Below are 12,287 nucleotides of genomic sequence, written 5' to 3' on the forward strand. Positions count from 1 at the left end.
GGGCATCTCACAACTCCATTGTATTCTTGGTCGAAAACAATAGATTAGTGAGGTGCTCTTCTTTTTTCAATCACTTTTAAAGTTGAGAGTGGGGTATTATTATCATTATGCATGTTTCTACTCTTATGTTAAGCCTTGTCGCAAAATACTTGTGTGCTGTTTTTAAGCCGACATACCAATGTGGCTTAGCCGTTATGACATGATAAAGAAATGGGGTAAATAATGACAGCGATTGTGAGATTAGGTAAGATGAGCTGCAGTTTATGATTCTCAATTTTATCTTATTATCTTTTTATCCACTCAGGTAGCGCACGCATGGCAAGTTTTGGCAAATTTATGAAACGAGTGTTATTGGCATTCATGTTATTGGTCGTGGCATTTCATATGCTGGTGGCAGGACTGCTATTAATTTGGAAAACGCAGCCAATTAACAACAGCATGTTTATGCTTACCCATCGCTTGAGCGGCGGTACGGTCACGCAGACGTGGGCTGAGTACGATGCCATCGCCAAATCAGCCAAGCAAGCGGCAATAGTGAGCGAAGACTCGACGTTTAGCCAACACAATGGCTTTGACATGAAGGGCATCGAGCTGGCGATGAAAAAAAATGAGGAGTCTGGCACCACCTCGGCTGGCGGCTCGACCATTACTCAGCAGCTGGCCAAAAATCTATTTTTGACGTCGCATCGCTCGTATATTCGTAAAGGCGAGGAAGCGGTAATCACCGTGATGATCGAAACATTTTGGGACAAGCAGCGTATCTTGACCGCCTATCTAAATGTCGCCGAGTTTGGCAATGGCATCTATGGTATCGATGCGGCGGCGCACCATTATTTTGATAAATCTGCTGCCAATCTCAATCGTGATGAATCCGCGCTACTCATTAGTATGCTGACCAATCCTAAATACTATGAAGACAATCGCAGTGATAGACGCCTACGTAATAAACAGCGTATTATTAAAAAACGTATGAAGAATGCGGTCTTGCCACAAGCGGCTTAATGAGTATTTACTAACAGTAGTTTTTTGAATGATAAATAGCAGGGTAAGTAGTACGATAAACTCATGACATGATTGATAGTCATATGGTTGCAATAATAGAACGTCACTATATTATGAACGCCACTATATATAGGGTCTGTTGAACATTCAAATATTAGGACTGCTGATTGCTAAAATCGTCCCAAACTAGGCGTAAACCGACGATAATGTCGAGACCTTAGCTAGGTTTACAACAACGTTTGAGGTGATTTTAGTATCAGCCTTTCAGGGCAGGACTGTTTTTTGCCAATACATGGCGAAATTGTCTAACCTAGAACGACTAGGCGTCAAAAATTTCACTGCGTATTGTCTAAAAAATAGCCACTGCCAGTGCCACATTTGAATGTTCAACAGACCCTAGGTATCAAAATAAATTTGTTTAAAATAAGTGATTAAATAAAGTTACGGATACAGTGAAGTTAGCCATAAAAAAAGATAGGTAATGGCAGTAAAAATAAATTACATCAGTGATGATATATCGATAATGACAGGGGATGGCAGTATGGTGGATATTAATAATCAGAATAAAAGTGTCATGACTAACGATAATGCCACTGTTAACGAGCTGAATATACAGCAACTGAGCCAGCAGCTGACCGATATTGCATGGCAGCGCTCTGAAGATGGTAGCTATTCACCCAGCAGTTATATCAATCGTGACCTGTCCTTATTACAGTTTCATTTGCGGGTCTTAGCGCAAGCCGCCAGTTCTCGTCATCCGTTACTTGAGCGCCTATTTTTCTTGATTATTTTTTCATCAAATATAGACGAGTTCTTTGAGATTCGTGTCGCTGGCATTATGCAAAAGTTAAACCTCGGTGATGTGGTCAGTAGTCCGCATGGCATGCGCCCAAGCGAAGTGTTGGCAGAGTTATCCGCCGTCACCCATGAGGCGATTGATAAGCAATATCGTATTTTGAACGAAGACATCTTGCCAGCGCTTGCCAAGGAAGACATTCGTTATCTAAAACGTGACGAGCTGAATGCTGAGCAATCGGCATGGATGAAACGCTATTTTACTGAGCAAGTCTCACCAGTGCTGACCCCTATAAGTATCGATCCGGCGCATCCGTTTCCAAGATTGGTTAATAAGAGCCTCAATTTTATCGCCACTTTAGAAGGCAAAGATGCCTTTGGTCGCGATATTAATCTGGCGATTGTCCCAGCGCCGCGCAGTCTGCCGCGCGTGATTCGTCTGCCAGACGAGCTGACCGGTGGCAAAGAGCACCATGTCATGCTATCGGCTGTCATTCATGAGCATATCGGCGAGTTGTTCCCCGGTATGAATGTCACGGGTTGCCATCAGTTCCGACTCACGCGCAACGCAGACTTGGACTTGGCCGATGATGTCGATGATATTGCCAAGGCGCTAGAAGGCGAGCTTGAAAATCGCCGCTTTGGTGACAAAGTGCGGCTCGAGGTGACGACTGATTGCCCAACACCGATTAGTGATTACCTGCTTAATGAGTTTGAGCTACATGACAATCAGCTGTACCGCGTCAATGGCCCTGTGAACCTGACGCGCTTGCTGTTCGACTTTAACATACCCAAGCTGCGTTATCAGCCTTTTACCCATATCGTGCCAAAACCCTTTCGCCGTGAGCTGGACAAGCTTGATAAGAGTACCAGTATATTTTCTGCCATGCGCAAAGGTGATGTCTTGGTACATCATCCTTTTCATGCGTTTTCACCGATTATCAATCTGCTTTGGGAAGCGGCGAGCGATCCCAAAGTATTGGCGATTAAGCAGACATTGTACCGCTCAGGCACCAATTCAGAGATCGTCAAGGCACTGGCTGCTGCGGCTCGTAATGGCAAAGAAGTCACGGCTGTCATCGAACTACGCGCCCGTTTTGATGAAGCGTCCAATATCGCCGTCGCCAATTTTTTACAAGAGGCTGGGGCAGTAGTGGTCTATGGGATTGTCGGCTACAAGACCCATGCCAAGCTGATGCTTATCGTGCGCCGCGAAGACGATCGCATTCGCCGTTATGTGCATTTAGGCACCGGCAACTATCATGCGGCCAATGCCAAAGTCTATACCGACTACGGCTTGTTCAGCGCTGACCCTGACATCTCAGAAGACGTGCACAAAATTTTCCAAGAACTGACGGGTATGGGCAAGCCTGCCAATCTAAAAAAACTGTTGCACGCGCCATTTACCTTGCACGAAAAGTTAATGAGCTTTATCGATGATGAAATTGCCCATGCCAAGGCTGGCAAGCGCGCGCATATTATTATCAAAGTTAATGCGTTGACGGAACGTCGCCTGATCGATAAGCTATACGATGCCTCGCAGGCAGGTGTCAAAATAGAATTAATTTTGCGCTCCATGTGTTGTCTGCGCCCCCAAGTCAAAGGCTTGTCTGAAAACATCACTGTACGCTCGGTTATTGGGCGCTTTTTAGAGCACACACGCATTTATTACTTTTATAATGATGGTGATGAGCGCTTGTATTGCGGCAGTGCTGACTGGATGGATCGTAACCTCTTCCATCGCGTCGAAGTCGCCTTTCCGATTGAAAACAAAAAGCTGTTTAAGCAAATTTATCAGGATGGGCTACTAAACTATCTACAAGACAACACGCAAGCGTGGACACTGGATGGCACAGGCGTTTGGCAGCAGCTTCAGCCAGCAGCAGGTGAGACGCCACACGTTGCTCAAGAGCACTTATTAAAAGTGATCAATGGTGTCGACGAGTCCAACTGATTTGGACAAAGCTCAACGTCATCTCGTTTAAACAAGATGTTGTTAAACAATGGTTGCTAACACCGTACCTTATATCGTCGATCATTATGGTCATGAGTTAACCAAGCGCTGATACGCCTTAGTGCTTGGTTTTTTTTGTATTAACAACGCATCAAAGTTACAAACTGTCTTGTAACCTCACATTTATTCACATATTGATACGGCAGTACACTGGTGAATCTCACAGTATCCTACCTATAATTAATATCAGTTCTGGTGCAGTTTATTATTTTTATCAAAAACCTCATCACTCATCTATCTAAAAGTAACTGAACAAAAGCAACTGTCTAAAAGTGGCTGAGTACATAATGATGCCGCACCGGAGAAACTTTAAATTCAGTCAACAATAAAAATAGGAAATAAATCATGAGTACGACGAACAATGATACCTCAGACATCAAAAAAGCAGCAGAGCAAGCAAACGGTCAAGAGATTGAGAAAAATCTAGAAGACAACAAAAAAGTCGATGCGCCTAAATCACTAAGTGAAGAAGAGCAAACCTCTTTTATTGATGAAGAGTTACGGACAGATAAGTAAGGAGCCGTTTGAGCGATATTGATAGCAAAGATATCAATAGCAACAACAATATCATCGATCAGGTCAAATGAACAATTAACATCATAAACGCGAGGGACACGCTATGCCAGATAATACCAAGCCAAATCATGAAGAAGCGGTAGCTGTTCGTGATCCAGCAGCCTTACACTCGGACAATGCGCCAGACAGCTACGAAGGCCGAAAGTACCAGCCAAATATAGATGGGCCGGAACAAGCCTCACAGGAGACAGACGAGGTCTATGTCGACCCGCGCAAAGAAGAAGATCTGCCTGCGGGTGGCAAAAACGTATCGGACCTAAATGCTTATGATCTGAGTCGAGACGACTAACAAATGATAAGCACAATATGTTATCGATACAAACAATAATTATAATAAGGACAAAACAATGGAAACCAGAGATCCTGCTTTAAGTAAAACTCGAATCGCAGAAACGGACACGCATGAAACTTTAGACAGTGCTCAAACGGTGAAAAACCATGAGGAGCTCGAAGAAAACGTCAATGAAAATAAAGGTACCGACACTTTTGAAGAGGGTGTAGTAGAGTCTGAGCATGTCAATGAAAATGACAACCCAGCACGCCAGCCAGATCGCCGTGATCAACAGGGCAGCAGTCCGTTTGATGACAATATTAACGAAGATACCGTGGGCAGTGAAGCGCCAAAAAGTGAAGGTATTACGGATATGAATCGATATGCCAACGTTGATAACGCTCAAACTCGTGTATTAAATCCGGATGAAAAAGACTGATTTCTTAGCAAGATATTTCTGAATATTATTAATCTGAGCATTATTAATATGAGTATAGTCAAGTTATCGAATGCTCGATGTGGAAGAAAGTTATTATAATAAGGATCGGTTATGAATAAGTCTAATGATACAGTTAACCATGATAACCATCAGCTCAAAGATGCAGATGATAATAATGGTATCGTCCCTGATGATGCATTACAAAAGGCAAATCCAGCCGCTGCAGAGCAAGCGACTGATGATCATGATCCGCATAATGTCGCAAAAAATACCAAGCAGTATGACAGTCCACTTATGGAAGATAAGAAACAGTCATAACTGAGCATCATATTCTGTACAGACAAATAAAAAAGCTAACGCTAGGCATGGTTTAAGACGCTAGTGTTGGCTTTTTTATGGATACGATATGAGTATCTTTGCATAGCGCTTATTTGACACAAGCTATCAGCTGAAGCGCTCAGCAGGTGTACCACTGTGAAAACGCAGTTCAGTGTCAGGACTGGATATCAACTCTGCTTCTACTTCTTTAAAGAATGCGACACGCTCATCGATATTGTCGTCAGATAGCGATTGTGCCAGTGCCAAATAATCCTCAAAATGGCGACTCTCTGATTTTAATAGATAACGGTAGTACTTGGCTAAGCGTTCATCATCGATGACTTCAGCAAGCGCGGCAAAGCGCTCACAAGAGCGCGCTTCGATAAACGCCCCGATGATTAATACATCAACCATTGCTGCTGGCTCATGCGTACGTTTATGCTTGAGCAACCCTTTGGCATAACGCCCCGCACTCAGATATCCCCACTCTTGCTCGCGCTCATTCATAATGCCTAGGACTTGCTCATAGTGCAGCATCTCCTCACGTATTAACTGCGCCAATTTTCGCTGTAAGTCGTAAGAAAACTCATAGCGGAATAGTAGATTCATCGCTGTACCGGCTGCTTTCTTTTCGCAATTGGCATGATCTTGGATGATTAAAGGCACATCAGCGCTGGCAGCCTCCACCCAAGCCTGTGTGGTTCGCGCTCCCAGAAAATCATAGACAACAGATAAGTCGACCTTAATAGGGGTGCGCAGTTGTGCGATATCGATACTGTCTGGTTCCATACTTTCCTCTGTTAGACCGTCTTTTTCTATCTTGTATTCTTCTGTATGGCTGTCGCTCACAGCCTTGTCATTACTGTTATTGATTTTCATATTTTCATTATTCATAGTCTTTGCCATAGTCGAAGGTTCAACATCTCTTAATCAAATATTAAAAGTTAAATAGATAACCGTTAAGCATAAATGAATGCTGTAATGATTACTTACAGTTTATACTGAACGTATAATGGTCTAACTCTAAAGTATTGATTAAAGCCTCTAGAGTAGGTGGCTTATAGAGTATCATTATTATACAGCCTAAGTATTTACTTGGTGAATGACGTTTCCTTGTTTATTTTATTATTTGATAGTAGGATGAGATTTTGCTTTTCAGGCATTTTGTCTTACTATTGATCATTACTTAGTAGCGGGCGATAGGCATTATATCAAGTGCCAATCCTGTATTAAAACCTAAGAATTATAGACAGCTCTGCTTACAGACACTCCCAAAATCACAGACGCTGCATCAGACAAATTCAGTCTTAAACAGTTATTACATTAATAGATGCTCAATCACCACCAACAGTTCGCATTGTCATGTTTGCTATTTATTCACCGCAAAGCAAACTAGGGATAAATGCTCCAAGAGCACATATTTTCACACCGTTATTGTAGCAACTTAGCATTAACACACCTCACGAACAGATAAGGATAACAATATGAGCCAGTCTTCTAACGCCAATCGTATTCAAAAAGGCATTCTTGCCATCGACCAGCAATTGTATGACTTTATTGAAAACGAAGTGCTGCCGAAAGTCGGTGTTGATTCAGACAGCTATTGGTCAGGTTTTGAAAAGGTCATCAAAGAGTTTACCCCGCGTAACAAAGCGCTGCTAGAAACTCGTGACAAGATTCAAGCGCAGATTGACCAATGGCATCTGGACAACCCTGCCAAAGATGGCGAAATTGATTACCCCGCGTATAAAACATTCTTGCAAGAAATTGGCTATCTGTTACCAGAAGGTGATGATTTCAAAGTCAGTACTCAAAACGTCGATGACGAGATTGCCCATATTGCAGGTCCACAGCTGGTCGTACCAGTCCGTAATGCTCGCTACGCATTGAACGCCACCAACGCGCGTTGGGGCAGTTTATATGATGCATTATATGGTACTGACGTCATCAGTGACGAAAATGGCCAACAAGCAACAGGTGGTTATAACCCAACGCGCGGTGCTGCTGTTGTTGCTTATGCCAAAGCATTTCTAGACGAACATTTTGCCTTAGCATCAGGGTCATATAACGATGTGACCGGCTTTAAAGTGGTCGATGGCAAACTTGAAATTGTTCAAGGTGATAATAGCACTGATCTAAAAGACGCCGCGAAATTTGTTGGTTTCGTTGGTGAAGCAGAGCAGCCTACTGGTATTTTGCTCAAGAATAACGGCCTGCATGCTGAGATTCAAATCGATGGCAATCATCCAGTGGGCAAAGATGATCCAGCAAGTATTAAAGATGTACTATTAGAATCAGCGATTACGGCAATTCAAGATTGCGAAGATTCAATCGCTGCTGTCGATGCAGAAGAAAAAGTAGAAGTGTATCGTAACTGGCTTGGTCTAATGAATGGTGACTTGCAAGAAACCTTTGAAAAAGGTGGCAAGACCCGTACGCGTAAACAAAACCCAGACCGTGAATATATCAGACCAGATGGCAGCACGCTTATCCTGCCAGGCCGTTCACTACTATTGATTCGTAACGTTGGTCACTTGATGCAAAACCCAGCCATCTTGGTCGACTTGGGTAATGGGCAAGAGCAAATCTTTGAAGGTCTGATGGATGGCTTAATCACGCCGCTATTGTCTTTAAATGATTTGAAAGGTAAAACTGCGCTATCGAACTCACGCAAAGGTTCGATGTATATCGTTAAGCCAAAAATGCATGGCCCTGAAGAGGTCAAAATGGCCAATGATTTGTTCAACGCTTCAGAAGATCTATTGGGTCTAGAGCGCAATACTCTAAAAATCGGCATCATGGACGAAGAACGTCGCATGACGGTCAACTTAAAAGAAGCCATTCGCCAAGCAAAAGAGCGCGTCATCTTTATCAATACCGGCTTCTTAGACCGTACGGGTGATGAGATGCACACCAGTATGAACGCCGGACCCTTTGTCCGTAAAGGCGATATGAAATCGCAAGCATGGCAGCCTGCTTACGAGCAGTGGAACGTCGATATCGGTTTAGAGACCGGTCTACAAGGCCACGCTCAAATTGGTAAAGGCATGTGGGCGAAGCCTGACGAGATGAAAGAGATGATGGAAAGCAAAATCACCCATCCACAAGCAGGCGCTAGCACAGCTTGGGTACCATCACCAACGGGCGCTACTTTGCACAGCATGCATTACCATGAGGTCAATGTTGCCGACGTGCAAGACAGCTTAAAATCCCGTGAGCGTGCCAGCTTAGATGATATCTTGACCATTCCATTGGCCAAAGATAGCAACTGGACAGAAGAAGAAAAGCAGCAAGAGCTTGATAATAACGCTCAAGGTATCCTAGGTTATGTCGTACGCTGGGTAAACCAAGGCGTTGGCTGTTCTAAAGTACCAGATATCAATGATGTAGGTCTAATGGAAGACCGTGCTACTTTGCGTATCTCAAGTCAGCATATCGCTAACTGGTTGCATCACGGCGTGGTAAGCGAGCAGCAAGTCATGGATACCATGAAGCGCATGGCAAAAGTCGTCGATGAGCAAAATGCGGGCGATAATGGCTATCAGCCAATGGCCAATAACTTCGATAATTCTTACGCCTTTAAAGCTGCCTGCGATTTGGTCTTTAAAGGTCGTGAGCAGCCAAGTGGTTACACTGAGCCATTATTGCATCAAGCGCGTTTAGACTTAAAAGCCAATACGCATTGCTAATTCCTTATTTATAAAAGCCATTTTAGGGCTACTTATCCATGGTTAAGTAGTCCTTCAATACTTAGTATTACTCAAGCATACTTAAAGCAATGTATTTCTACTTTATTTATAAAAGTTACCCCTATTTGCCAATGGCAAGTAGGGGTATTTTTTTTGTTTTTATCTGAACAATCGTTAAACCTTAGATTAAATATGGGTTTAAGGATTTTTCGTCATCAAAGACTTAAAAATATGTTGCAAATTATGTCAAAGTTGTTATGCTTATACTCTAAGTATGAGTTTGGTAACGGATGTTACGCAGTAGGACGCATAAGACTTAAGTTTACATGGCAGTTACGTTGTTTAATCCCAGTCATGTGAGTCATGGTTTTTTATCTTACTGTAATAGAACTTCGCCACACTTGTTTCTGACCAATCTCGGTAGCTAGTTACACATTATATCTTTGAGGATTTGTGACGATACCATTATGGGCGCCAGCTAATCACAGCTTGCTCATTACTACAATTGTAAAGTGGAGATACCCCCATGAAAAAACTACTTTTAGCGACAGCAATCGCCGCCCTATCTGTATCTGCAGCACAGGCAGCACCTACCGTTTATGGTAAAGTATTCGTTACTACTGATTACGTTAATGCTGAAATTGATGGTCAGAATATGGATAATAATAACAGAATTAATGAAGACAACGGTTCATTACAAGTTAATTCTAAGCTTTCACGTTTAGGCTTCAGAGGCTCTGAAGCGATAACGGCCAACACTGACGTAATTTACCAATTAGAGTACGGCGTTCAAGTTGATGATAGTGGTAGCGATAACATTGGCTTCAAAAGTCGTGATACTTATTTAGGTTTAAAAAATAAAGACTTCGGTGAATTCCGCTTTGGTCGTAACTACACAGTCATTGACTATATCAATAACGTATCAGTTAATGAAGGTTATTGGGATAATCTTGGCTCTAGTACTCTGAACAACAACGACAGCTTTGCTAATATTTTGACCCCGACCGTTGGTAACCGTATCAATAATTCAATCGTTTGGAAAGCGCCTAAATACAATGACCTACCATTAGCGCTTGCGCTGATGTATGGTGCTGATGAAGACTTTATATCTGAGAGTGATCGTGACGCAGGCTATGGTGCCTCATTGATGTTTGATCCAGGTACAGGCATTACCGCTGGTATTGCTTATGAGCAAGACATGAGTGTTAGTGGTGATATTATCCGTGGCAGTGCTAGCGTCGATTTAGGTAAATATATCGCAGCTCCTGTAAAGTTAGGCGTTCTATATCAAGAAGCTGACTATGCCGGTACTACTACTGCAACAGAGGACGGTTTAGTGGTGAGTGCTGAAATGGGTCTTTCGAATTTTGCCCGTCCAGCCTCTGTTTATATTCAGTATGACAAAACCGACAATATCAGTGGTCTTGAGAATAATGACTCAAATCAAGTCGTTGTAGGTGGCAAATATGCGTTTAAAAATAATATGATCGCTCATGCCTATGCTGGTCTAAATTCAGCGGAATTAAACAATGGTCGTTTTGGTTCGAGAGACGAAGACGGCAATGTTAATGAAATCGACTTACGTGGTGATATTGATGTACTCGCTATCGGTGGCGGTCTAGAATACTTATTCTAATCTAAACATTAGAAACGTATTATAAAAAACTCATCCTTCGGGGTGGGTTTTTTTGTTTTGTAATCAATACTGTGTCTTGAACAACAGCGTGTCTTAAATAACAGAATCCGTAAAATTAATAATAACATTTGTGTAAACTTTGGTTTTTTCATCTTACTGTAATATTTGCTTGGTAAAGTTATGTCTAAGCAGTTCTTATGGCTCGCTATATATATGGTTTCGAAGGTATAGGACCTTGCCATTATATATCTAATGATCTTAGACCATTTATCACTCAAATCGTAAAGTGGAGATATCCTTTGAAAAAATTACTTTTAGCCACAGCCGTCGCTGCACTTTCAGTTTCTGCTGCCCATGCTGCGCCAACTGTATATGGTAAAGCATTTTTAACCTTAGATTATGTTAGTACAGACTACGATGCAGCTAACAAGACAGATGAAGATACATTTAAACTTAACTCTAATCAATCACGTATCGGTTTTAAAGGTGAAGATGATCTTACTGATACCACTAAATTAGTCTATCAATTGGAATATGGTATTGATGTTGATGACGATAGCCAACAGTTTAGATCACGTAATACTTATGTAGGCTTAGCCCACAACACTTTAGGTACTGTACTAGCGGGACGCCATGATACCCCATTGAAACTTGCACAAAACAAAGTTGACGTGTTTAATGATAGCTTATTTGATATTAAAAATGCGGGTGTTTCAGGTGAATACCGTGCTAACAATATGGTGGCCTATCAATCACCTGTTATTGTCGGTATGCCAGTGAGTTTTATGGCAGCTACCGCATTATCAGAAACTGATGCCGACGGTGATATTCTCGTTTCCGCAGCATCTGGTGCGAAGCCTGCAGTCTATCGTGATAGAAAAGTAAAAGATAACGGTTATTCTGCTTTATTAGCCTATGACAAAAATGGTGTTTATCTAGCCGGTGCTTATGACAAAGACATGGGTGCTAACAATGTAAATACTGGCGTGATTGATAATACGTGGCGTTTGGTTGCTGGTTTAGATATGGGCAAAATGAATATGGTTTCGGGCTTAACTTTAGGTGCTCTATACCAACAAAGCCAATACTACGATAATTATAGCATCGTTAACAACAACCGCGTTAACAAAGCCAGTGAAGATGAAAAATCTTGGCTAATTAGTGGTAAATATAAAGTTGGTGCAACACCTTGGGCAGTTAAAGCACAGTATGTTAATACCACTGACGAAAAAGGCGTAAAAGATGCTGATGTAAATGAAATCGCAGTTGGTGGAGAATATGCATTCAATAAAGCGACCACGGGTCATATTTATGCAGGGCAAATCAGCCGTGACAATAACAAAGATGACTTGATTGTAGGTACGGGTATTGAATACAAATTCTAATCTAAACATTAGAAAACGTATTATAAAAAACTCATCCTTCGGGGTGAGTTTTTTTGTTGTGACCTTTTTAAAGCCGCAGTGGGTTATAATAGCTACGTATTTACGATGATTACGCACTTATGACAATTAAGCGTTAAAAACTGAGTGTTTTAAAGAGTTTGC

General features: G+C 42.1%; 10 protein-coding genes. 9 read left to right on the plus strand and 1 reads right to left on the minus strand.

From position 1 onward, the window contains the following. Positions 1-315 precede the first annotated feature (315 nt). The 6 genes from mtgA to AAEY79_RS03035 all read left to right on the plus strand — a co-directional run bounded on the left by mtgA (position 316) and on the right by AAEY79_RS03035 (position 5,415). Entirely contained in the window at positions 316-1,002 is a 687-nt protein-coding gene (gene mtgA, locus AAEY79_RS03010; protein ID WP_201577200.1) for a monofunctional biosynthetic peptidoglycan transglycosylase, read from the plus strand. A gap of 574 nt (positions 1,003-1,576) precedes the next feature. Next, complete coding sequence (ppk1, locus tag AAEY79_RS03015; protein WP_227691678.1) at positions 1,577-3,751, plus strand: polyphosphate kinase 1; 2,175 nt, start codon at positions 1,577-1,579, stop codon at positions 3,749-3,751. 405 nt (positions 3,752-4,156) lie between these two features. Next, the gene (locus AAEY79_RS03020; RefSeq protein WP_352287188.1) at positions 4,157-4,327 is read left to right on the plus strand and encodes a hypothetical protein; all 171 of its coding nucleotides are present in this window, start codon (positions 4,157-4,159) and stop codon (positions 4,325-4,327) included. Positions 4,328-4,430: 103 nt separating this feature from the next. Further along, complete coding sequence (locus AAEY79_RS03025; RefSeq protein WP_201576364.1) at positions 4,431-4,676, plus strand: hypothetical protein; 246 nt, start codon at positions 4,431-4,433, stop codon at positions 4,674-4,676. Between the two features lie 58 nt (positions 4,677-4,734). Beyond that, complete coding sequence (locus AAEY79_RS03030; protein ID WP_201576361.1) at positions 4,735-5,097, plus strand: hypothetical protein; 363 nt, start codon at positions 4,735-4,737, stop codon at positions 5,095-5,097. A 111-nt stretch (positions 5,098-5,208) separates the two neighbouring features. Next, a complete protein-coding gene (locus tag AAEY79_RS03035) occupies positions 5,209-5,415 on the plus strand; it encodes a hypothetical protein (protein ID WP_025651342.1) in 207 nt (68 codons plus the stop codon). Positions 5,416-5,541: 126 nt separating this feature from the next. Here the strand turns inward: AAEY79_RS03035 and AAEY79_RS03040 are convergent, their stop codons facing one another. Then, positions 5,542-6,309, minus strand: a complete 768-nt coding sequence (locus AAEY79_RS03040) for a tRNA-(ms[2]io[6]A)-hydroxylase (protein ID WP_173239943.1) — start codon at positions 6,307-6,309, stop codon at positions 5,542-5,544. Between the two features lie 590 nt (positions 6,310-6,899). Here AAEY79_RS03040 and AAEY79_RS03045 point away from each other — a divergent pair. The 3 genes from AAEY79_RS03045 to AAEY79_RS03055 all read left to right on the plus strand — a co-directional run bounded on the left by AAEY79_RS03045 (position 6,900) and on the right by AAEY79_RS03055 (position 12,125). Continuing rightward, positions 6,900-9,104, plus strand: coding sequence for a malate synthase G (locus AAEY79_RS03045; RefSeq protein WP_352287191.1), 2,205 nt, complete (start codon positions 6,900-6,902; stop codon positions 9,102-9,104). Positions 9,105-9,630: 526 nt separating this feature from the next. Then, the gene (locus AAEY79_RS03050; RefSeq protein ID WP_025651345.1) at positions 9,631-10,740 is read left to right on the plus strand and encodes a porin; all 1,110 of its coding nucleotides are present in this window, start codon (positions 9,631-9,633) and stop codon (positions 10,738-10,740) included. 299 nt (positions 10,741-11,039) lie between these two features. Continuing rightward, positions 11,040-12,125: a porin gene (locus AAEY79_RS03055; RefSeq protein WP_025651346.1), complete on the plus strand. Its 1,086-nt coding sequence runs from the start codon at positions 11,040-11,042 to the stop codon at positions 12,123-12,125. Positions 12,126-12,287: the final 162 nt, after the last annotated feature.

The organism is Psychrobacter sp. GW64-MNA-CIBAN-0177, from assembly GCF_040309585.1.
GTDB lineage: Bacteria > Pseudomonadota > Gammaproteobacteria > Pseudomonadales > Moraxellaceae > Psychrobacter > Psychrobacter okhotskensis.